17 protein-coding genes are annotated in these 21815 nt (G+C 61.7%); 8 read left to right on the top strand and 9 right to left on the bottom strand.

Annotated features, from left to right (window positions below; translation table 11 throughout):
* Positions 1-60 precede the first annotated feature (60 nt).
* On the bottom strand, positions 61-1455 hold the full coding sequence (locus C0Z16_RS34270; RefSeq protein WP_102636424.1) for an L-serine ammonia-lyase: 1395 nt from the start codon (positions 1453-1455) through the stop codon (positions 61-63).
* A 285-nt stretch (positions 1456-1740) separates the two neighbouring features.
* Between C0Z16_RS34270 and C0Z16_RS34265 the strand changes: the two genes are divergently transcribed.
* Positions 1741-2823, top strand: a complete 1083-nt coding sequence (locus C0Z16_RS34265; protein WP_102636423.1) for a GlxA family transcriptional regulator — start codon at positions 1741-1743, stop codon at positions 2821-2823.
* Between the two features lie 69 nt (positions 2824-2892).
* Here the strand turns inward: C0Z16_RS34265 and C0Z16_RS34260 are convergent, their stop codons facing one another.
* The 5 genes from C0Z16_RS34260 to C0Z16_RS34240 all read right to left on the bottom strand — a co-directional run bounded on the left by C0Z16_RS34260 (position 2893) and on the right by C0Z16_RS34240 (position 7842).
* Positions 2893-3837, bottom strand: a complete 945-nt coding sequence (locus C0Z16_RS34260) for a choline ABC transporter substrate-binding protein (RefSeq protein WP_102636422.1) — start codon at positions 3835-3837, stop codon at positions 2893-2895.
* A 39-nt stretch (positions 3838-3876) separates the two neighbouring features.
* Positions 3877-4875: a GlxA family transcriptional regulator gene (locus C0Z16_RS34255; protein ID WP_102636421.1), complete on the bottom strand. Its 999-nt coding sequence runs from the start codon at positions 4873-4875 to the stop codon at positions 3877-3879.
* Positions 4876-4882: 7 nt separating this feature from the next.
* Complete coding sequence (gene choW, locus C0Z16_RS34250) at positions 4883-5785, bottom strand: choline ABC transporter permease subunit (protein ID WP_102636420.1); 903 nt, start codon at positions 5783-5785, stop codon at positions 4883-4885.
* Positions 5778-6959, bottom strand: a complete 1182-nt coding sequence (locus C0Z16_RS34245) for a quaternary amine ABC transporter ATP-binding protein (protein WP_102636419.1) — start codon at positions 6957-6959, stop codon at positions 5778-5780. Before C0Z16_RS34245 ends, choW begins: the two co-directional genes overlap by 8 nt.
* Before the next feature lie 565 nt (positions 6960-7524).
* A complete protein-coding gene (locus C0Z16_RS34240; RefSeq protein WP_102636418.1) occupies positions 7525-7842 on the bottom strand; it encodes a DUF4148 domain-containing protein in 318 nt (105 codons plus the stop codon).
* Positions 7843-8161: 319 nt separating this feature from the next.
* Here C0Z16_RS34240 and C0Z16_RS34235 point away from each other — a divergent pair, with 319 nt between their 5' ends.
* Positions 8162-8530, top strand: a complete 369-nt coding sequence (locus C0Z16_RS34235) for a BON domain-containing protein (RefSeq protein WP_102636417.1) — start codon at positions 8162-8164, stop codon at positions 8528-8530.
* 144 nt (positions 8531-8674) lie between these two features.
* Here C0Z16_RS34235 and C0Z16_RS34230 read toward each other — a convergent pair whose 3' ends face one another.
* The gene (locus C0Z16_RS34230) at positions 8675-9691 is read right to left on the bottom strand and encodes an SDR family oxidoreductase (protein ID WP_102636416.1); all 1017 of its coding nucleotides are present in this window, start codon (positions 9689-9691) and stop codon (positions 8675-8677) included.
* Between the two features lie 395 nt (positions 9692-10086).
* Between C0Z16_RS34230 and C0Z16_RS34225 the strand changes: the two genes are divergently transcribed.
* From C0Z16_RS34225 to C0Z16_RS34215, 3 genes are all read left to right on the top strand, one after another.
* Positions 10087-11865 carry a phospholipase C gene (locus tag C0Z16_RS34225; protein ID WP_102636433.1) on the top strand — a complete coding sequence of 593 codons (1779 nt, stop codon included), beginning with the start codon at positions 10087-10089 and terminating at the stop codon, positions 11863-11865.
* A complete protein-coding gene (locus C0Z16_RS34220; RefSeq protein ID WP_407070726.1) occupies positions 11804-13528 on the top strand; it encodes a cytochrome-c peroxidase in 1725 nt (574 codons plus the stop codon). The genes C0Z16_RS34225 and C0Z16_RS34220 overlap by 62 nt, the downstream gene beginning before the upstream one ends.
* A gap of 96 nt (positions 13529-13624) precedes the next feature.
* Positions 13625-14359 carry an HAD family hydrolase gene (locus C0Z16_RS34215; protein WP_102636414.1) on the top strand — a complete coding sequence of 245 codons (735 nt, stop codon included), beginning with the start codon at positions 13625-13627 and terminating at the stop codon, positions 14357-14359.
* Here the strand turns inward: C0Z16_RS34215 and C0Z16_RS34210 are convergent.
* Positions 14326-14718, bottom strand: coding sequence for a carboxymuconolactone decarboxylase family protein (locus C0Z16_RS34210; RefSeq protein ID WP_102636413.1), 393 nt, complete (start codon positions 14716-14718; stop codon positions 14326-14328). The two genes, C0Z16_RS34215 and C0Z16_RS34210, sit on opposite strands and share 34 nt — an antisense overlap.
* Before the next feature lie 172 nt (positions 14719-14890).
* Complete coding sequence (locus C0Z16_RS34205) at positions 14891-16444, bottom strand: complex I subunit 4 family protein (protein ID WP_102636412.1); 1554 nt, start codon at positions 16442-16444, stop codon at positions 14891-14893.
* A gap of 684 nt (positions 16445-17128) precedes the next feature.
* Here C0Z16_RS34205 and C0Z16_RS34200 point away from each other — a divergent pair.
* The 3 genes from C0Z16_RS34200 (at position 17129) to C0Z16_RS34190 (ending at position 21640) form a co-directional block, all read left to right on the top strand.
* Positions 17129-17878, top strand: coding sequence for an ABC transporter ATP-binding protein (locus C0Z16_RS34200; RefSeq protein ID WP_102636411.1), 750 nt, complete (start codon positions 17129-17131; stop codon positions 17876-17878).
* On the top strand, positions 17865-20438 hold the full coding sequence (locus C0Z16_RS34195) for an FtsX-like permease family protein (protein ID WP_102636432.1): 2574 nt from the start codon (positions 17865-17867) through the stop codon (positions 20436-20438). The genes C0Z16_RS34200 and C0Z16_RS34195 overlap by 14 nt, the downstream gene beginning before the upstream one ends.
* Before the next feature lie 131 nt (positions 20439-20569).
* Positions 20570-21640, top strand: coding sequence for a lipocalin-like domain-containing protein (locus C0Z16_RS34190; protein WP_244201468.1), 1071 nt, complete (start codon positions 20570-20572; stop codon positions 21638-21640).
* Positions 21641-21815: the final 175 nt, after the last annotated feature.

Below are 21815 nucleotides of genomic sequence, written 5' to 3'. Positions count from 1 at the left end.
ACTGTCGGTGCTTTTGGTGCTAGTGCCTGGTGCTTCGTCACATCTGAAACAAAGCGCTGTTCAACACTCGATGACGTTCACGGCCAGTCCGCCGCGCGACGTCTCCTTATATTTCGTCTTCATGTCCGCGCCGGTTTCGCGCATCGTCTTGATCACGTTGTCGAGCGACACATAGTGCTGGCCGTCGCCCTTCATTGCCATGCGCGCGGCGTTCAGCGCCTTGATCGCGCCCATTGCATTGCGCTCGATGCAGGGAATCTGCACGAGCCCGCCGACCGGGTCGCAGGTCATGCCGAGGTTGTGTTCCATGCCGATTTCCGCGGCGTTTTCGACTTGCGTCGGCGTGCCGCCCATCACGGCGGCGAGCGCCGCGGCCGCCATCGAACAGGCCACGCCCACTTCGCCCTGGCAGCCCACTTCCGCGCCGGAGATTGACGCGGTTTCCTTATAGATGATTCCGATCGCCGCAGCCGTCAGCAGGAAGTTGACGATGCCTTCGTCGTTCGACGCATGCATGAATTTCACGTAGTAATGCAGCACGGCGGGAATCACGCCGGCCGCACCGTTGGTCGGCGCAGTGACGACGCGGCCGCCCGCCGCGTTTTCTTCGTTGACGGCCATTGCATACAGATTGACCCAGTCGAGCATCGAAAGCGGATCGCGCAACGACTCTTCGGAGTGCGAGCGCAATTGCGCACACAGGTCCGCCGCGCGGCGCTTCACATGCATCGGTCCCGGCAACTCGCCGCGCACCTTGCAACCTCGTTCGACGCAAGCCGACATCGTGCGCCAGATCGCCAGCAGCCCTTCCCGCACTTCCTGTTCGGAGCGCGTCGCGCATTCGTTCTTCAGCGTCACCTGCGCGATGGAGAGGCCGGTTTCGCGGCACACGCGCATCAGATCATCGCCGGTACGAAACGGATACGGCACCTCGGCGCCGGCACGCACGCCGTTCACGCGGTCGCCTTCGCGATTCACTACGAAGCCTCCGCCGATCGAGTAATACTCTTTCTCGACCAGCAGTTGCCCGTTTTCGTCGAATGCCTGGAAGCGCATGCCGTTCGGATGCACAATGCCGGAGCCGGGCGCGCCCGGCATCAGCTTGCGGAAAAAGCCGAGGTGCTCGCGCTCGTCGAATTTCACCGGATGCTTGCCGAGCAGCGCGAGTTGCTTCGTCTCGCGGATTGCCTGCAGGCGCGGCTCGATCATGTCGGGATCGATCAGTTCGGGCAGATTGCCTTCGAGCCCGAGCAGTACCGCCTTGTCCGTGCCATGCCCCTTGCCAGTTGCGCCGAGAGAACCGAACAGTTCGATTTTTATGCGGCGCACGAACGCGAGCAGGTTGGCATCTTCGATATGCGACGCGAAACGGCACGCAGCGATCATCGGCCCGACCGTGTGCGAGCTAGAGGGACCGATACCGATCTTGAACAGATCGAAGACGCTGACGTTCATGGCGTACCTTATGCGTTGCAATGCCTGGGTGGCGGGATGTACCTTGAAACAGGCTCTATTGCACCGCACGTCAAATTGGACCGATAGAATAAAAACGGCATGACAGTGGGATAGTGGCGTCAAGCGCACCGCCCGCCAAGCACTGCGGCGTATTTGCGATGTCTTCTGACGCATTTGCGACAGGCGCTGCTGTTGCGGCTGGCGATGCTGACGGCATGGCGATAAATGCCGCACCGCGTTCCGGTGCTATGCTTGGCTCAACCTTTTCCCGCTCTGGCTGCATGCATGAACTCCGCTGAACCGCTTCCTCCTCAATCCATCGACGGCGCGCTCAAGCAGCGCATCCGCTTTGGCATCATCCTGCTGCCGAACTTCACGCTGACTGCGTTCTCGGGTTTCGTCGACCTGTTGCGGCTGTCCGCCGATGAGGGCGACTTCAGCAAGCCCGTGCGCTGTTCATGGAGCGTGATAGGGGAAACCCTTGCTCCGGTGCGCGCGAGCTGCGGCATCCAGATCACGCCGTGGGAAACCTTCGACAACGCCGAGCGATTCGATTACGTCGTCGTGGTGGGCGGCCTGCTGCATTCAGGACCGGCCGCGAGCGACGCGACGCTCGCGTTCATCCGCCGCGCCGCCGCTGCCGATGCGACGCTCGTCGGCATGTGCACGGGCGTGTTCTCGCTGATGCGCGCGGGCGTGCTCGACGGTTATCGCATCTGTGTGAGCTGGTTTCACTACTGGGATTTCATCGAGCGGTTTCCGTCGGTCAATGAAGAGGCGCTGGTGGCCGACCGGCTGTTCGTGATCGACCGCCGCCGCATTACGTGTTCAGGCGGACGCGCTTCCATCGACGTGGCCGCGGCCATTCTGTTGCGTCACTTCGAAACCGCGACGGTGCAGAAGGCGCTGCGCATTCTGCTCGTCGACGACATGCAGAAAGGCAATGCGCCGCAGCCGCATCCGCCGGGACTGGCACCCGCCGCGCATCCGAAAGTGAAGCGCGCGATTCTACTGATGGAACAGCACGTGGGGCGTTCGCTCTCGCTCGATGAACTCGCGCGCAAGCTCGATCTTTCGCCGCGTCAGTTGGAGCGGCTTTTCAAGGCGCAAACCGGTAAGGCGCCGCAGGCCTACGCGAAGCAGGTGCGTTTGCGCACGGCCGCGTGGCTGTTGACGAGTTCGGACAAGACGGTGGCCGACATTGCGTCGAGCTGCGGGTTTTCAGACGCATCGCATCTGGGCCGCGAATTCCGCAAGCAATTCGGTTTGCCGCCGATGATGTATCGCGAGCAGCGCGGCACGGCGGCTGAAGCGGAAGATAGCGGCGACTATGATGAGACGTTTCCGGGGCGGGCGCAGGCGATTTGACGCCCTGATTCAAGGGCTCAAATCGCGCAAGACGTTTTCGCGGCGCCAACGCGACGCGAAACTCACACATCACTTCCCAACTACATACGCCTTGACCGCCGGCAATCCATCCTTGCCGTCGAACGTTTTCACGCCCGCCAGCCACTGATCGAGCACCGCCGGATTCGCCTTCAACCATTCACGCGCGGCCTTGTTCGGGTCCGTTTTGTTCATGATCGGCAGCATCACGTGGTTCTCGATGTCGGTCGTGAAATGCAGGTTCGACACGAGCTTTGCGACGTTCGGGCAACGCGTCGAGTAATCGGTCGGCGTGACCGTCATCACCTTGGCTTCGCCGTAGTTCGGGCCGAATACATCATCGCCGCCGGACAGATAATCGATCTTCATCTGCACGTTCATTGGATGCGGTTCCCAGCCGAGGAACACGATCGGCTTCTTGTCGCGGATCGCGCGGTTCACCTCGACCAGCATGCCCGCCTCGCTCGACTCGACCAGCTTGAACTTGCCGAGCCCGTACTGATTGCTGTCGATCATCTTCTTGATCAACGCATTGCCGTCGTTACCCGGCTCGATGCCGTAGATCTTGCCGCCGAGCTTGTCGTAGTTCTTCGCTATGTCGGCGAAAGATTTGATGCCCGCCTGATACGCGTAGTCCGGCACGGCCAGCGTGTACTTCGCGCCGGTGAGGTTCGGCGTGGGCAGCACGCTCAGCTGGCCGGCCTTCTTGAACGGGTCGATCATCGGGTCCATGGTCGGCGACCAGTAGCCGAGGAACACGTCGATCTGCTTGCTCTTGACGCCGGCAAAGGTGATCGGCACCGAAGCGATCGTCTTGGTCGGCTTGTAGCCGAGCCCTTCGAGCACCGTCGACGCAAGCCCGGTAGTGGCCGCGATATCGGTCCAGCCAACATCGGCAAAGCGGACGTCGCGACATGTGGCGGGTTCGGCGGCGAACACGGACGGGACAGACGACACAGACAGCGCGCACAACGACGCAACCCACAAACGTTTCATGGCGGTTCCTCAGGGGTGGTTGATGCTTGACTGGTTTTGCTACGCCGACAGCCGCCGCTCCACGCTCGGCGCATGACCGAATTGCGCGCGATACGCCTTGCTGAAATGGCACGGCGAATGAAAACCGCACACGGCCGTGACGCGCGCAATCGAAGCGTCGGTATTGCGCAGCAATTCACGCGCGCGACGCAAACGCAGCGTCAGATAGTAATGCGTCGGCGACACGCTCAGGAACATCTTGAACATGCGCTGCAAGTGACGTTGCGACAAGTGCACGAGCCGCGCGAGCTCGTCGAGCGATAGAGGCTCTTCGATGTTCGCTTCCATCAGCCGCACGACCTCGATCAATTCCGCGCGCGAGAAACCGACGCGGGCGTCGACGGGAATGTGCTGGTAATCCGTCGAGCCGCGAATTCTTTCCACGATGAATTGCTCGGACACCTGCGCCGCGACCGCGTGGCCGAGACGCATGCCGACCAGCTTCAGCATCAGATCGAGCGGCGCGGTGCCCCCCGTGCATGTCATGCGGTCGCGGTCGATCACGAACAGTTCGTCGGCGAAGCGCACATGCGGATAGCTCTTATGCAGCGGCGACATGTCTTCCCAATGCACGGTGCAGCGATAACCGTCGAGCAGGCCCGCCGCGAGCAGTGCATACGGCCCCGTGCAGATGCCGCCGAGCGGAATGCCCTGCGCCGCCACGTCGCGCAGCAAACCGACCACCGTGTCGTCGACGTAATCGCGCACGTGCCAGCCCGCGCAGACGATCAGCACATCCGGCATGCCGGCTTCAGCGAGCGTCGTGGTGGGCTTCACCGTGATGCCGTTGCTCGCCCGCGCCGGTTCGCCGTCCGGCGAGATCACCGACCACCGGTAGTGCTGCGCGCGGCCCACGTAGTTGGCCATGCGCAGCACTTCGACCGCGCTCGTAAACGCGATCATCGAGAAGTTCGGCAGCGTCAGAAAGCCGACGTGCGCGAGCCGTGAGAGCGGCGAATCGGACGGGGCTTCGACCTGGGTGATCGCGTCGCGCTTCATGGGCTGCTCAGCTGTGCTGCGCGGCCGGCGCGCGACGCACCTTCATCAGATTGCGCAAGCCCGAGAAGAGCGGCGCGCGCGCCATGCCGGGCGAGCGGCCGAAGCTTTCGGTGATCCGGTCCAAAATGATCGCAAGCATCACGACCGAGAGTCCGCTCTCGAAGCCAAGTCCAATGTCGAGCCGCTGAATACTGGCGAGCACGTCGTTGCCGAGACCGCCCGCGCCGACCATCGACGCAATGATCACCATCGACAGCGCCATCATGATGGTCTGATTCACGCCCGTCATGATCGACGGCAGTGCGTTTGGAAACTGCACCTTGTAGAGCAATTGCCACGGCGTGCAGCCAAAAGCCTGCCCCGCTTCGACGATTTCACGGTTCACGTGCTTGATGCCGAGCGACGTGAGACGCACCGCGGGCGGCATCGCGAAGATCACGGTGGAGAGAATGCCGGGCACGCGGCCGAGACCGAACAGCATCGCGGCCGGAATCAGATACACAAACGCGGGCATGGTCTGCATCAGGTCGAGCACGGGACGCACCATCATTTCGACCGTGCGGCTCTTCGCGGTCCAGATGCCGAGCGGCACGCCGAGCAGCAGGCTAATCAACGTGGACGACAGCGTGAGGCCGAGCGTGATCACCATCTGATCCCAGAAGCCGGTGCCGTAGATCAGGAGCATCGAGAGCAGCGTGAACAGCGCGAAACGCCAGCCCACTCGCCACAATCCGATGCCGACGAAAAACGCCATCAGCGCCCACATCGGCACCGCTTGCAGACCTTGTTCGATCAGCGCTGCAAAGCTCTCGATGACCTTGCCGATCGAATCGAAAGTCTTTGCGTCGTGGTCGAGCAGATAGTGGACGCCGTGATCGACCCAGGCGCCAAGTGGAATGATTTCAGACATGGGAACCTCGATGGCGCGTGAGAACGTGCAGCACGTTCGTCTTGTTGACCGAACCGCAGTAGGAGCCGTCTGCTTCGACGACCGGCAAAGGCGCGCGGCTCGCGACCACGCGCTGCACTACATCGTCGAGCGGTGTAGTGCGGCGAATGCATTCGACGTAATTCAGTTTTGGCGATGCGCTGCCCGTTTCATCGCGGCACACGAAGCCGCGGAACTTGCGTTCGCCGTCGAGGACGAACGCGTAGTCGGCGCTGCCGTTCAGCGTGGCCGCGACGCTCGATGCGTCGATCTGCGGCGAATGCGAGTGCATTAGCGGCACGGCGTCGGTCTGCATCAGATCGCCGGCAGTGAGGTAACGGCTGGTGTCGATGCCTTCGAAGAAAGCACGCACGTAGTCGTCGGCGGGATTCGTGATGATCTGCTGCGGCGTGCCGATCTGCACCACCTTGCCGCCTTCCATGATCGCGATGCGCGTGCCGATGCGCATCGCTTCTTCGAGATCATGCGACACGAACAGAATCGTGCGCTGCTGCTCGCGTTGCAAATCGAGCAGCACGTTCTGCATTTCCTTGCGCTTGAGCGGGTCGAGTGCGGAGAACGCTTCATCCATGATCATTAGCGACGGGTTGACCGCAAGCGCCCGCGCGAGACCCACGCGCTGCTGCATGCCGCCGGAAAGTTGCGCGGGCAGCTTCGCAGCGAACGGCGCGAGGCCGACCTGCTCCAGCACGGTCATCGCGCGTGCTTCGCGTTCCTTGCGGCCCACGCCCGCCACTTCGAGGCCGAACGCCGCGTTGGACAACACCGTGCGTTGCGGCATCAGCGCGAAGGACTGGAACACCATGCTCATGTCCTTGCGGCGCAGCGCCGTCAATTCGGCGCGCGGCACGCTGGCCACGTCGCGTCCGTCGATGAGCACCTTGCCCGCCGACGGCTCCACGAGCCGGTTGATCAGGCGAATCAGCGTCGACTTGCCGGAGCCGGACAGGCCCATCAGCACGAAGATCTCGCCTTCCTTGACTTCGAACGATACGTTGTGAACGCCGACAATCTGGCCGGTGCGCGCGAAGACTTCCTCTTTCGTTGCGCCGCCTGCCAGCATGCCGAGCGCCTGTTTGGGGTTAGTGCCGAACACCTTGCACAACCCTTCAACCACGACCTTGGGGGAATTCATTAAGTGCTCTCCTATGTCGAGTTAGCGCAAGGCACTTACTCTGGTACATGCAAAGCTGCGTGGCGGACGTCCGTCCGCGCTGTGCATACATAGTTGCCAGAAAAAAGTACGCCTAGCCGACTATTTGCGACAAGCACATGTGGAAATACGACACCCCTGTCGCACGCGCATTGGCGGGTGGCCATGAAAGCCTTGCTGGACAAGGCTTTGAGCGATGTGGAGCCGGGCCGCGCCGCGTGTCGTTTCAGGCCAAATGAAGGCCTTGGAAGCAAAAAAAACGCTATCGAAGTATGGAACGTGGCAGTGCCGCGATGCAACAGGCGTATTTTTGGAGCGGCTTTTGCAGCCGCCCCCATTCCTCTGGTAAAAGACAGTCGCACGCGGACTGATTATCTGCCGTTGCCGCCATCGGTCAGATTCCAGGCCGGAACGCAGAAGTGCGCGCAAGAAAAAGCGAGCGCCGTCGATATGACGACACTCGCCGTTAGCGCATGCGCCCGATCGCATTGCAACCGCCGAGCATGGGTCGATGTGCGCCGGCCACGCAGTGCCTACGGGTTAATGCTTACTGGCTCGCACCTGTGCCGACGCCGGCCTTCTTCTGCGCCTTCTGCAAATCCTCCGGATAGTTCGGGTCGTTCCGGGACGGCTGATAACCCGCGTCCTCGAGTTTCTTCAACTCGGCGTTCTTCTTTGCGCGAGCCTGCTTGCGTGCCGCTTTGCGCTCGGCTTTAGTGGGCTTTGCCGTGCCCGTCGCATCGGGCTGCATGGTCTGTGCACCAGTATCGCTCGCAGTTTGCGCAGCAGCGAGTGGAATGCCGCCGGCCACCATTGCGGTGATCGCAACGCCGAGCATGATGTGTCTAATGGCAACGCGTTTCATGGCTGACTCCCTCTCAAGTTGGCAATGACATTCAAGGTTGTTTGCGACTCTTCGTTCACCTGCGACTACCGCGCGAAGTCACACACGGCTCGCCGTTCAGAGCTTAATGCCAAACGGCTTGTCGCGTACTGATGCCGTCGCCACGACCAGTTTTTTCCAGCATGAGCGCGCGTGCTGAACTATTGTTTAAGCGCGCCGGGAGCGCCGCTGCATGGCTTTTCTACAAGACAGGATGCTCCCAGTGAGTGAATTACCGCTCACAGGCGCGTGTTTTTTGCATGCAACGAAGCGACATTAACTTTTCGAGGATGGAGAAAACGTGAAAACAGTCAATCTTTTGAAGGCGCTCGGTATTGCATTGTGTCTGGCGACTGCATCGAGCGCCTATGCGCAATCGAGCGACGCCGCGCCGTCCGCAACGACGGACACGGCGACTTCGCGTACGAAAACCGTCAAGAAAGCAGACCGCAAACTCGGTCTCGATGTGCGCAAGGCGCTGGCCAAAGCGCAGGGCTTCGATGTGTCCCACGTGTATGTTCGAGCGCGCGGCGGCGCTGTGACGTTGAGCGGATCGGTTCCGGACAACGCGCAAATTCCGCAAGCCGAAGACGTGGCGAAGAACGTGGCCGGCGTCACGTCAGTCTCGAACAAGCTGACGGTAGGCAATCCGAACGGCGGCGGAAGTTAAACAGATCGCGCGGAGGTTATCCGCGTTTAACCCGCTTCTGCCGAATCATCTTGCACCACGAAGGGTAGCGCCTCGAAGTTGTTTTACTCGCGCACGTGGCGCCACCCTTTGTCCTGGTTGCTGCATCCAGCGGGCCGCATTCCCTCATATGCGCCCCGAATGCGACGACCTCGCGTAACGCGCGATCATCCACACTGCCGCCGCGCCCGCTGCAAGCAACGCGGTCTGCCGCGGATGCATCGACGCCTGCGTGTACAGGCTCGACTCGAGTACCCTGCGCTTCTGTCCCGAACGCTCACGCAATGCACCGTCGGCGCCATGGTTTCCGGCTGCCGTGCGCGGCGGCTCCTGGGTGCGTTGCGACGAAACACCGAAGCGGCTCATCACGCGGTCGTAGAGATTCGGCGCGCGGCGCGCGAACGTGACCATCGCCGCCGATGCGCCGCCGACATACAGATCGCGAACCGGCGTGCTAGCGGCATGCAAGATCGCTTTGGCGACGATATCCGGTGCATAGACCGGCGGTGGCAGTTGCGGCTGCACATCGAGATGATTGCGCGCATGCTCGACGAACTGCGTATGGATGCCCGACGGCTTGATCAGCGTGACCGAGACCGGCGCACGCTCTTCCAGCAGTTCCATGCGCAATGTGTCGGTATATCCCTTCACTGCATGCTTCGACGCGACATAGGCGCCCTGCAGCGGCAACGCGATGTCGGATACCTCGCTGCCCAGATTGATCAATGATCCGCCGTGCAGTTTCAGATGCTTGAGTGCAATCACTGAACCCTGCACGACGCCCCAGAAGTTGGTCTCGAACAGTTCCTTCTGCTCCTCGATGGGCACATCGGTGCAGCGGCCATAGATCGACCCGCCGGCGTTGTTCACCCATGTGTCGAAACCGCCGAAGCGCGCGATTGCCTTATCGGCGGCTGCCTGCAACTGCGCGGCGTTGCTCACGTCGGCAACCGCATAGTCGACCAGCGCGCCTTGGTCCCCGAGTTGCCTCGCGAGCGCGGCCAGTGCTTCCTCGTCGCGCGCAATCAGCATCAGGCGCGCTCCCTTGCTGGCGGCGAGGCGCGCGGTCGCAAGACCAATGCCGCTCGTCGCGCCCGTAATGACGATCGCCTGCTGAGCGATTGGTTTGAGCTTCACTGTCATGCGGAATCCTCGAAAGAGATGACGGGGTGGCGGCAGCGGACATGGCCTGATGCTTGCTGTCTGCTGCGTGCTTGCTGCCGTTTCAACTGCCCTTTTGTGGGGAAGCATTCCGCGTGCCGCGTCGCCTTCCGGAGCAACGCCGCGCGGCCCATCCGGTGCGCCCGCTGTCAGTGCAACGACAGTAAGCGTTATGCAAATGAATGGCGATCGAGAGCCGCCGTAATATGCACGCCCTTAAATCTTAATCATCGAATGCTTCAATGCGCGCAGCTTGTCGAGGCCGCTGCTCGCGGCGCCGGTAAGCGCAGCATCACTTCCAATAAACATCCCCAGCGAAATCCACACGTGCATCAATGGAAGCGCTGAACGGCGAAGTCGAATCTGGAGCCTGTCACATGTTCCGTAGAACCCTACTACCCATTCCGTTTGCCGCGCTGCTCACGCTCGCTGCTTGCGACAACCACAGTGTCAACACGACCGCCTCGCAGCCGGCGGCTGCGGTGTCCGCACAGGACTCCGTAACGACGGCCACGCCGATCAAGCACGTCGTTGTGATCTTCGGCGAGAACGTTTCTTTCGATCACTACTTCGCGACCTATCCGCAAGCGTCGAATCCGGTCGGCGAGCCGCAATTCACGGCTGCCGCAGGCACACCCGCGGTCAACAACCTGAGCGCCAGCAATCTGATCGCGACGAACCCTAATGCGCTTTCCGCGTCGCCGAATACCGCGGGGCGTACCGTCGGTCTCATGACCATTGCGGGCCTCGGTCTGCCTGCCGCGGATCTGCTGCCGTTCCGCCTCGACCGCTCGCAAGCGAACACCGCAAGCCAGAACCACGCGTACGCCGCCGAACAGCTCGCCTATAACAACGGCGCGATGGACTCGTTCCCGCTCTTCACCGCAGCGGGTTCGACGATTGCCGGCAGCACCGGCGCATTCGCGACGAAGGGCCAGGTGCTCGGCTATTTCGACGGCAACACGGTCACGGCACTCTGGAACTATGCGCAGCACTTCGCGATGAACCAGAATGCGTACACCGACACATACGGTCCATCGACGCCGGGCGCACTCGAAGTCGTCTCCGGCCAGAACAACGGCGTCGTCGTGACGGGCGGCACATCGGCCAACGCGATTCCGGATTCGACCGGCGGCTTTACGATGGTCGGCGACCTCGACCCGACCGGCGACGTCTGCACGACCGCGGCGGGCAGCAAGGTGACGGGCGCGATGTCGCCGAACAACAAGAACATAGGCGATCTGCTGAACGCGAAAAGCATCACGTGGGGCGGCTTCATGGGCGGCTTCAATCTGCAGACGGTCAACGCGAACGGCACGACCGGCTGCGCGCGCTCGACCTTCTCGCAGGTGCTCAATGCGACGAAGACCGATTACGTGCAGCACCACGCGTGGTTCCAGTACTACGCGAGCACGGCGAACCTCGCGCATACGCGGCCGTCGTCGACGGCGGTAATCGGCGCGACCGATCCGCTCGACAACACCGCAACGCCGGTTCATCACCAGTACGACACTGACGACTTCTTTGCCGCGGTGAAGTCGGGCAACTATCCGTCGGTAAACTTCCTGAAGGCGCCGGCAGTCGGGGACGGCCATCCGGGCAACTCGGACCCGATCGACGAACAGGCTTTCGTCACGAAGGTGATCAACTTCCTGCAACAGCAGCCTGACTGGAAGAACACCGCCGTGATCATTGCTTATGACGATTCGGACGGCTGGTACGACCATCGCTACAAGGCGCCGACGAGCTCGTCGTTCGACTCCACCACGGCGCAATCCGCGGGCGGCAAGACGGTGGCAGGCAGCGACAACCTGAGCGCGGCCGGCCAGTGCACGGCAACCGGCGCGGTACAGCCGCAAGGCGTGAACGGCGGGGCGGTGAACGGCCGTTGCGGCCCCGGTACCCGTACGCCGTTTATCGTGGTGTCGCCGTGGGCGAAGGCGAACTTCGTCGACGACACACCGATCACGCAGGCGTCGGTGGTGAAGTTCATCGAGGATAACTGGCTTAGTGGTCAACGCATCGGCGGCGGCTCGTTCGATGCATCCGCGGGCAGCATCATGAACATGTTCGACTTCTCGGGATCGGGCAACAATCCGCCGCTCTATCTGGATCAGAACCTCGGCACGAAGCTCGCGGAGGCGCCGGCAAACTGACCACGAGCCGTGCCGAAGCTTTGCATTACAAAGCGGCACGTATGAGCGGCATTCACGCGATGCACGAGCCGGTCTCGTGCATTGCGGCGAACGCGCGTGCGTGAAAGAAGCGCGGCACACAGCGGCTTGTAGTCGGGCGTCGACCCAGCGCATACGTACTGGCTCGATTCGCTCTTCTATTGCATCCGAAGAACCATTTGTCATCATTGCCATGAACCAGCCTTCTGACGCCGTGCTACCGCCGAGTCTCCCCGCCGGCGGCGAACCGGGTCCCGTTCTCACGCGCCGCTCGTGGCTCACGCTGCCTGCATGGAGCGCGGCGGGCATCGTGCTTACGGCCGTCATTTTCAGCGCGTATGCGCTTGTCTATCCGGAGCGCATGCCGGTCGCCATCGGCGCACTTGTCGAAGCGATCACCGGCGCGAATCCTCAACCGGTGCATCTGTCGCGTCCGCAGCAAGCGCCATTGAGCGCGGTCGCGTTGCTCGGCAAAGAGATTTTCTATGATCAGACGCTGTCGGCTTCCGGCACGCAGTCTTGTGCGTCGTGTCATTCGCCGAAGAATTCGTATGGGCCGGATAACGCGTTTCCCGTTCAACTCGGTGGCGCGCATATGAGTGACGCGGGCTATCGTCCGCCGCCCTCGCTCACCTATCTGTATCGTCAGGCGCCGTTCAGCATCGGCCCCGATCAGGGAGACACCGACGCGCCGGTTGATCTCACGCAACTCGCTTCGCAGGCCACCGGCGCGCAGCGTGCGCAAAAGACCGCCCTCGCCGCGCCTGCCGCGCCGGCGATGGTGCCGCAAGGCGGGCTCTTCTGGGACGGCCGCGCCGATACTTTGCAGGACCAGGCAATCGGCCCACTGACGAATCCCGTCGAGATGGCCAACGCGACGCCGGAAGACGTCGCGCGCAAGCTGCTGCAAACGAAGTACCTGGATCAGTTCAAGCAGATTTTTGGCGCCGGTATTGTCGCTAATCCGAGCCTGCTAATCTCCGAGGCAATGTTCGCAGTCGGCCGCTATCAGACTGAAGATTCATCGTTCCATGCATTCACGAGCAAGTACGACTACTGGCTCGAAGGCAAAGCGCGGCTCACGCATGCGGAACTGCACGGGCTGCAATTGTTCAACGACAAGGACAAGGCCAACTGCGCGGGTTGCCACTTGAGTCAGCCGGGCAAGGACGGCTTGCCGCCAGTATTCACCGACGCGCAATACGAAGCGCTAGGCGTGCCGCGCAATCCGGCCATTCCGGCCAACAAGAACCCGGAGTTCTTCGATATGGGGGTATGTGGGCCATTTCGTGAAGATCTCGCGAAACAGACCCAGTACTGCGGGATGTTCCTCACGCCCACGCTGCGCAATGTCGCGAACCGCAAGGTGTTCTTTCATAACGGCGTCTATCACGACCTGAAACAGGTGATGGATTTCTACAATCTGCGCAATACGTCGCCTGAAAAAATCTATCCTCGTGATGCGTCGGGCAAGGTGCAGAAGTACAACGATCTGCCACCGCGGTATCACGCGAACGTGGATGTGGCCGACGCGCCTTTCGACCGGAAGCTTGGCGAGCAGCCGGCGATGACTGAGCAGGATGTTCAGGACATTATTGCGTTTATGAAGACGCTGAGTGATGGGTACAAGGTCGAGGGATCCTGAGGCTTCGCGCTGCGCGTGTTCATGCAACCCGCGCAGCGCCAACCGCCCCACTGCGGTATCCTTGCCGGTTCCGCGACCTCCAAACGTACCTGCCCAATGGCCGATTTCCCTTTCGACGCCGTACTCTTCGACTGCGACGGCGTGCTCGTCGATTCAGAGCCCATTACGAACCGCGTGCTCTCCGAGATGCTCGGCGAGTTGGGCTGGCGATTAAGCGTCAAAGAGACGATGCGTATTTTCGTCGGCAAGGCTGTGAAGGACGAGGCGCCGTTGATCGAAGCACGTACCGGCGTTGCGATTACTACCGACTGGCTGATGCAATTCCGCGCGCGCCGTAACGCAGCGCTCGATCAAGAACTGATGGCGATTCCCGGCGCGGCGACAGCGGTCCGCTCGCTTCACGCAACGTTGAATGGACGCATTGCCGTCGCATCCGGCGCCGACCGCATCAAGGTCGAATTGCAATTGACCAAGGCCGGTATTCTCGATTGCTTCGAGGGACGCATCTTCAGCGGTCACGAAACGCCGCGGAGCAAACCGTTTCCCGATGTGTATTTCGCCGCGGCGGCCGCGCTCGGCGTGGACCCGGCACGCTGCGCGATTGTCGAAGACACGGTGACGGGCGCGACTGCCGGCGTGGCGGCGGGCGCGACAGTGTTCGGCTATTGCCCCGATGAGCTCGGGCACAGCAGCGCCCCTGCTTTGCAGGCGGTGGGCGTGGTTCAGGTGTTTGGCGACATGGCGGAATTGCCGGGGCTGCTTGCGGAATGGCGCAGCGCGGCGTCGGCAGTTAACGACTACTCGAACGCAGCGTCGATAGGCACACGATAGCCAACCGCGAGCCGGTTCGTTTCGTTAGCCATGCCAACTACTGCGAGCAGTTCGCCGAACATTTCGTCGGTCATGCCCGCACGGCGTGCCGCGGCCGTATGGCTCGCGACGCAATAGCCGCAGTTGTTCGTCACACTTACGGCGACGTAGAGCAGTTCCTTTACCAGTGGATCGAGCGCGCCGGGCGCCATCACCTCTTTCAGGCTGTCCCACGTGCGCGCGAGCGTGGGCGGATGCTGCGCGATGTACTTCCAGAAGTTGTTGACGTCATCGACCTGGCGCGTCGCCTTGATATCGTCGTACACGGCTTTGACTTCGGGCGACGCTGCCGAATACTCGACGGCTTGATGCTGGCTCATGGGCTCTCCTTTGCATGACTCAACGGAAGGCGCGATTCGCGCGTAATCGGCCTATGCGGCTATTGTGCACACATTTGCCAAACGTGGATTGCGAATTGCGCTTTCAGTCGAATGCAGTAAGGGAAGCTATACCGAGGCAAAAAGGCGCGCTATCGAAGCGGCATTTGCGCGATCACCCCGGCGTCCGCATTACAGCGACAACCGGCGCAGGCACCGCCGCTTGCAGATGCTCACCATCGCCCGGCGCGGATTGCACACGACGCGTCGAGCGCTCCGATTGCGCCAGCAGCGTGCCGACCGACGGATCTATCGCATCGGTGAAAGGCTTCGGATCGAGCCCAATCGCGAGCACCAGCAACGCCATCGCGCCTAGCAAGGCGAACTCGCGCTTGCCGACATCTTTCAGCGTTGCGACGCGCGCATTGGCAATCGCGCCAAAAATCACGCGCTTGTACATCCACAACGTGTACGCCGCGCTCAGAATCAACGTGGATGCAGCCATCGCGCCGATCCAGAAGTTGAAGCGGATCGCGCCCATCAGCACCATGAACTCACCCACAAAACCCGAGGTGCCCGGCAAACCGATATTGGCCATCGAAAACAACATGACGAACGCGGCGAAGCGCGGCATGGTGTTCGCAACGCCGCCGTACTCGTCGATAGCAGCGGTCTTCGTTCGGTCGTAGAGCATGCCCGTGCATAGCAGCATCGCGCCGGACACCACGCCGTACGACAGCATCTGCACGATCGCGCCGGCCTGGCCGATGCGGTTGAACACGAAGAGCCCGAGCGTGACAAGGCCCATGTGGGCCACGGTCGAATACGCGAGTAAGCGGCGCATGTCGGTCTGCACGAGCGCGAGGAGGCTCGCATAGATCACCGCGACGAGCGAGAGTGTGATCATCATTGGCGCGAAAAAGTGGCTCGCCTGCGGTGCGATCGGCAACGCGAAACGCAACAGGCCATAGCCGCCGAGTTTGAGCATGCCGATCATCACAGCGGCACCGGTGGGCCCGTCGAGGTGAACGTCGGGCAACCAGGTGTGCAGCGGCCACATCGGCACCTTCACGCCAAACGCTGCGAGGAAGCCGAGAAAGATCAGCACTTGCGGCATCGTGCCGAGGCGCGTTTCGCGCCACAGTGCGAGATCGAAACTGTGCGTCTGGCTGTATAGATACAGCATCGACATCAGCATCATCAGCGAGCCAAGGAGTGACACGAAGAAGAACTTCACCGCCGCATACGAGCGGTTCGAATGTCCCCACGTGCCGATCAGCAGGTAAAGCGGAATCAACGTTGCTTCGAATGCGACGAAGAACATCATGCCGTCGAGCGACGTGAAGACGCCCTGCATGAAACCCGACAACATCAGAAATGCGCCGAAGTACTGCGCGGTTCGTTCGGTGATCGACTCCCACGACGCGACCACGATGATGATCGTCGTGAGCGCGGTCAAGGCGACGAGCCACAGCGAGATCCCGTCGACGCCCACATGCCACGCGATATCGAACGTCGGCGACCACCTGACGTTCTCGACGAACTGCATCGTCGTCACGTCGTTGCGGAAGTTCGCCACCAGCGGAATCACCGGGACGAAGCCCGTAACTGCGCCGATTAGCGCGAGCCACCGCGTTCGACTGCGCGCCGTGTCAGACCCGGCACGCAGAACTACCAGGCCGGCGACGATAGGGATCCAGATGAGAAGGCTAAGAAGAGGCAATGGCATGTGCTCTGTCGAAAACTTTAAGTACAAAACGCCGCGTCAATGCTTTCGCGAGCGAAAACATTGAAATGGAAATGTAGGTTTGTATTTAGCGAAGTGACGTGGAGGCGGCGCTGTGCAACCTCACGTTTACCCGCAGTCGAGTGACAAGGGTGGGAGATTACCAAGATAAGAATAAGTTTGCAGCGCAACAATGCGCTGACGGCCTAGACAAGGCACTGTTGCGACGCCGGCCCTTGCGAAAGGCATAAGAATGTGCAATCGCACAAGGAGGTCTAAAGAGATCCACTCATCATAGAATTTGCCCGCAAAAGCCCCCTTTTATCGACCGGTTCGCCGAAGTTGTTTCAGCGCGCCGGTGGAATGTCACTCCGAGGAACGTGGCATGCTCCCGGATGTGCGTCCTATCGACCGGTTCTTGGGGGGAGAACGGGCATCGCGGCTCGTATTCTATGGAAATATTTTTAATTCAACTGAGGTCACGAAAGAAGGTCTCGCGTCAAAAAACCGTCGCTCCCAAGTTGGTTCTACGCAGCGAAGTCGAGCTTCGGCGCACCTTACAGAAGCCGAATATACTTCGGCGGTCAACAGGTCAGGAGCCGCGCGAATCAGCGAGCGAAGCGCACGGCAAAGCGGGTGCTTTCCTCCCAGGATGTAGCCGCTTCGGCCACACTTTCCGGATAACGCATGGTGCTTCGTGACGAAGATGTCGTTCCCGCGCTCGAGTGCCGCGGACTGAACAAGAAGTATGGCGCCGGCCGCATCGTGCTGGCGAGCCTCGACTTCACACTCGCGCCGGGCGAGTTCGTCGCGATTATGGGCGACTCCGGCGTCGGCAAATCGACACTGCTCAATCTGATCGCCGGCCTCGACCGAGCGGACAGCGGCGAAGTGATGATCGACGGCAGTGCCGTTTCAAGTCTCGACGACAATGCCGCGACGCGCTTACGTCGACAGAAACTCGGCTTTGTATTTCAGGCCTTTCACGTGCTGCCGCATTTGACGCTTGCACAGAACGTCGCGTTACCGCTGTTGCTAAATGAACTGCCGACGTCAGCCGCGCTCGACATGCTCGCCGCAGTCGGACTCGCCGGACGCGGTGACGATTTTCCACGGCAACTTTCCGGCGGCGAATTGCAACGCGTCGCAATCGCGCGAGCGCTCGTGCATCGCCCTACTTTGATTCTCGCCGACGAACCGACCGGGAACCTCGATCCCGATACCGCGCACGATGTACTCGCGTTGTTTCGCGGGCAAAGCAAGGCGACCGGCGCGGCCACGATGATGGTGACGCACTCGCAAGCTGCGGCCGCGGTTGCGGACCGCATCATGATTCTGAGCGATGGCGGCTTGCATGCCGCGTCGGGAGCGCCGGCGTTATCGCGCACGCAATACGGCTCGCGAACCGCAAGCCGTTCAGCCGATGACGCCCGCTAATCCGCATCGGCTCACGCGCATGCGCGGGCATCGCATTCTGGCGCGCTGGCTGCTCGGCGCGGAATGGCGCAGTCATCGCGGACGCGCACTGGTTGCAGTTGCAACAATCGCGCTCGGCGTGGCGCTCGGCTATGCCGTGCAACTGATCAACAGTGCGGCCTTCAACGAGTTCTCGGCCGCGGCGCGCAGCCTCTCCGGTCAAGCGGATTTGCAGGTGCGCGGCGCTCAACCTCTATTCGACGAGTCGATGTATCCGCGTCTCGCGACGCACAAAGGCGTAGCACTCTCGAGTCCCGTGCTCACGCTGGACGTCACCGTGCCCGAACGAAACGCCGCTTTGCCGGTGCTCGGCATCGACGTGTTCAAGGCGAGCCGCATTGCCCCGGACCTGATCGGCGTGCCGTCGGCCGAGCGGCCGTTCGACACGCTCGCCTCCGACGCCATCTTTCTCTCCACCGCTGCGCAGCAATGGCTGCAAGTGAAACCCGGCGATGAAGTAGCGTTGCAAAGCGGCACGTCGATCGTGCATTTGCGTGTCGCGGGCGGCATCGTGAGAACACGGCCCGGTCAACGGCTCGCGATCATGGATATTGCCGCCGCGCAGTGGAAATTCGGCAGGGTCGGCAAACTGTCGCGCGTCGACGTGCGGCTTGAACGCGGCGTCGACCGCGAACGCTTCAGGCGTGATCTGCAAACAGAGTTGGGCAGCCAATGGGTCGTTGCCGAAGCGCGCGACACTGAAAGCCGCACCGACCGGCTCTCACGCGCGTATCGGATCAACATGAATGTACTGGCGCTAGTCGCGCTCTTCACCGGCGCATTCCTCGTGTTTTCGACGCAGGCGTTGAGCGTGGTGCGTCGTCGCGCGCAGTTTGCGATGCTGCGCGTACTCGGGCTGACGCGCGGCCAACTGTTGCGTCAGATTTTGATGGAAGGCGCGCTGCTCGGCTTGCTCGGATCGGTATGCGGCCTCGCACTCGGTTATGTGCTCGCCGCGGGCGCGTTGAATTTTTTCGGCAGCGACCTCGGCGGCGGCTATTTTCCGGGCGTGCAACCGCAAGTCGGCTTCGAACCGCTGGCGAGCTCAACGTTTCTGACGCTCGGTATCGCCGTGTCGGTCCTTGGGAGTCTGGCGCCGGCACTTGAAGCGGCGCGCGCGCGGCCCGCAGCGGCGCTGAAGGCCGGCGCCGAAGAAAGCGCACTCGCCCGGCTCGCGACGCCATGGCCCGCGCTGCTCTGCCTGTTAGCCGGCGCGCTTCTGACGCAGGTGCCGCCATGGTTCGACGCGCCGATTGGCGGTTACATCGCCGTCGCACTGCTGCTTATCGGCGGAATTGCGTTGATGCCGCGCGTCACCGCTTTCACATTCGGCGCGACAAGCCGGGCCTTTGCCGCACGGCCGCGTGGCGGCGCCGCCAGCACGCTTGCGCTCGCACGTCTCGCGAATGCGCCGGGTCATGCGTCAATTGCAATGGGCGGCGTGTTGTCGAGCTTTGCGCTGATCGTGGCGATGGCGATCATGGTGGCCAGTTTCCGCGTGTCCGTCGAAGACTGGCTGGTTCATCTTCTATCCGCCGATCTCTATGTACGTGTCTCGCAAAACGGCGACACGGGCGGCTTGAGCCCCGGCGAACAGATGCGGCTCGCGGCCGTACCGGGCATTGCAAGGGCGGCGTTTGGGCGCACCTCGCATATCACGCTCGACCCAGCGCGACCGGACATCGCGGTACTCGCACGCGAAATCGACGCAGACGATCCTGGTGCAAATCTGCAAATGACGGGACCTGTACTCTCTCCTCAAGCACTACGAGATGATGAAACACCTGTTTGGGTGTCCGAAGCAATGGTGGATCTGTATGGCTATAAGCTCGGACAGCGTGTTCGCCTGCCGCTTGGCGAGCGCGGACATGTGTTCGTCGTGGCCGGCGTGTGGCGTGATTATGTACGGCAGAGCGGCGCGATCGAGATACGGCTTGCCGATTACCGGCGCCTCACCGCGGACACGAGCGCTACGGATGTCGCCGTTACCATTCAACGAAGCACGAGCGTCGAGCGCGTTGTCGCGGGGTTGCGTGCACTGCCCTTCGGCGCGACGTTGGACGTCTCGCAACCGGGCGAGATTCGTGCACGCACGCTCGTGATCTTCGACCGAAGCTTCGCGGTCACCTATCTTCTTGAGGCGGTTGCGATCGTCATTGGATTGTTCGGCGTGGCCGCGACGTTTTCCGCGCAGACGCTCGCGCGCGCTCGCGAGTTCGGCATGCTGCGGCACATGGGTGTGACGCGCTCGCAGATCTTCGCGATCCTCGCACTGGAAGGCGGCATGCTCACGGCGTGCGGCATCGCGATGGGCTTCGTTCTCGGCTTTGTGATCAGCCTGATTCTCGTATTCGTCGTCAATCCGCAGTCATTTCATTGGAGCATGTCGCTGCATGTTCCGTGGACGGTGCTGGGCACAGTCGCATTGGTGATGCTGGCTTCGTCGTGTTCGACGGCTGTGATCGCGGGACGCGGCGCGGTTTCCGTCGATGCGGTGCGCGCGGTCAAGGAGGACTGGTGATGCGAGCTTTGCTGCGGTTGCGGCTATCGGCAGACGAGCCTGAGGGCGACGCTCGAGTGCGCATTGTTCTTGCTGCCGGGGGTTTTAGACACGCACCACGTCGGCGAGTCATCAGCTTGTTTATTACCGGCATGCTCGCTGTTTCGGCCGCCTTCGGGGCGCCGACCGAATTTGCCGCGGTCACGAAAGATCATCCAATCGTGCTGCCGATGGATAGCGGCGCGCACGCCGATTTTCGCACCGAGTGGTGGTATGCAACGGGCTGGCTAACGACGCCGGACAATCGGCCGCTCGGTTTTCAGATCACGTTCTTTCGCTCTGCAACGGGCCACGACGCCGCCGACCCAAGTGCTTTTGCGCCGTCCCAATTGATCATCGCGCATGCGGCGCTGAGCGATCCCTCGCTCGGCCACCTCGTGCACGATCAGCGGATTGGCCGCCAGGGTTTCGGACTCGTTTATGCGAAGCCCGCTAACACCGACGTCAAACTCGATGCCTGGAAAATCGTTCGTGCCGCCGATGGCCAATACGACGTCAACGTCGACGCCGAGGGATTCGCGTTGCATCTCACGCTAACGCCGACCCAAGCGCCTTTGGTCCAGGGCGAACGCGGGTACTCTCGGAAAGGTCCGCGCCCCGAAGAGGCGAGCTACTACTACAGCGAGCCGCAATTGCGTGTGTCGGGCAGTGTGATAAGACCGGTCGTTAAAGGCGGTTCATCGCAAGGCGATACGGCCGTGAACGGCGTTGCATGGCTCGATCACGAGTGGTCGAGTACTTTGCTTGACACCAATGCGGTGGGATGGGACTGGCTGGGTGCGAACCTCTCCGATGGTTCAGCGTTGATGGCCTTCAAGGTGCGCAGCCGCGACGGACATGCTATCTGGGCACATGCGGCATTGCGCGATCGCGGCGGGCGAGTCACGACATTCGCTCCGAATGAGGTCGACTTTACGCCGCGCCGCACGTGGCGCTCCCCGCGCACCAACACGTCGTACCCTGTCGCGATGACGGTTAAAACCGGTTCGCTGACATGGCAACTCGATCCGCTGATGGACGATCAGGAACTCGATTCGCGGCAATCCACTGGCGCGGTGTATTGGGAAGGCGCGGTGCGAGTAAGCCGTGATGGCGCTGATGTTGGGCGAGCCTATCTGGAGTTGACGGGTTACGCGAATGCGCTGCGGACCGGCAAGGACTGACGGGCGATGGGATATGTTCCTGCCGCGGTGTGTGGCGTGTTATCGCGCCGTAAACGCAGAAACCCCACCTTTTTCGGGGTGGGGTTTCTGGTGCTGCAGGGGAGCCTGACGATGACCTACTTTCACACGGGTAATCCGCACTATCATCGGCGTAGAGTCGTTTCACGGTCCTGTT

The organism is Paraburkholderia rhynchosiae, assembly GCF_002879865.1.
Lineage (GTDB): Bacteria > Pseudomonadota > Gammaproteobacteria > Burkholderiales > Burkholderiaceae > Paraburkholderia > Paraburkholderia rhynchosiae.
Note: the sequence above shows the minus strand (reverse complement) of the source record. Positions and strands in the feature narration are given on the sequence as shown.

Excerpts from the sequence above, each read along its gene's own strand:
- C0Z16_RS34215 (WP_102636414.1), top strand. The coding sequence starts at position 13,625 with ATGGCCGATTTCCCTTTCGACGCCGTACTCTTCGACTGCGACGGCGTG.
- C0Z16_RS34190 (WP_244201468.1), top strand. The coding sequence starts at position 20,570 with ATGCTCGCTGTTTCGGCCGCCTTCGGGGCGCCGACCGAATTTGCCGCG.
- choW (WP_102636420.1), bottom strand. The coding sequence starts at position 5,785 with ATGTCTGAAATCATTCCACTTGGCGCCTGGGTCGATCACGGCGTCCAC.
- C0Z16_RS34210 (WP_102636413.1), bottom strand. The coding sequence starts at position 14,718 with ATGAGCCAGCATCAAGCCGTCGAGTATTCGGCAGCGTCGCCCGAAGTC.
- C0Z16_RS34255 (WP_102636421.1), bottom strand. The coding sequence starts at position 4,875 with ATGAAGCGCGACGCGATCACCCAGGTCGAAGCCCCGTCCGATTCGCCG.
- C0Z16_RS34195 (WP_102636432.1), top strand. The coding sequence starts at position 17,865 with ATGACGCCCGCTAATCCGCATCGGCTCACGCGCATGCGCGGGCATCGC.
- C0Z16_RS34200 (WP_102636411.1), top strand. The coding sequence starts at position 17,129 with ATGGTGCTTCGTGACGAAGATGTCGTTCCCGCGCTCGAGTGCCGCGGA.
- C0Z16_RS34240 (WP_102636418.1), bottom strand. The coding sequence starts at position 7,842 with ATGAAACGCGTTGCCATTAGACACATCATGCTCGGCGTTGCGATCACC.
- C0Z16_RS34270 (WP_102636424.1), bottom strand. The coding sequence starts at position 1,455 with ATGAACGTCAGCGTCTTCGATCTGTTCAAGATCGGTATCGGTCCCTCT.
- C0Z16_RS34260 (WP_102636422.1), bottom strand. The coding sequence starts at position 3,837 with ATGAAACGTTTGTGGGTTGCGTCGTTGTGCGCGCTGTCTGTGTCGTCT.
- C0Z16_RS34225 (WP_102636433.1), top strand. The coding sequence starts at position 10,087 with ATGTTCCGTAGAACCCTACTACCCATTCCGTTTGCCGCGCTGCTCACG.
- C0Z16_RS34230 (WP_102636416.1), bottom strand. The coding sequence starts at position 9,691 with ATGACAGTGAAGCTCAAACCAATCGCTCAGCAGGCGATCGTCATTACG.
- C0Z16_RS34245 (WP_102636419.1), bottom strand. The coding sequence starts at position 6,959 with ATGAATTCCCCCAAGGTCGTGGTTGAAGGGTTGTGCAAGGTGTTCGGC.
- C0Z16_RS34265 (WP_102636423.1), top strand. The coding sequence starts at position 1,741 with ATGAACTCCGCTGAACCGCTTCCTCCTCAATCCATCGACGGCGCGCTC.
- C0Z16_RS34205 (WP_102636412.1), bottom strand. The coding sequence starts at position 16,444 with ATGCCATTGCCTCTTCTTAGCCTTCTCATCTGGATCCCTATCGTCGCC.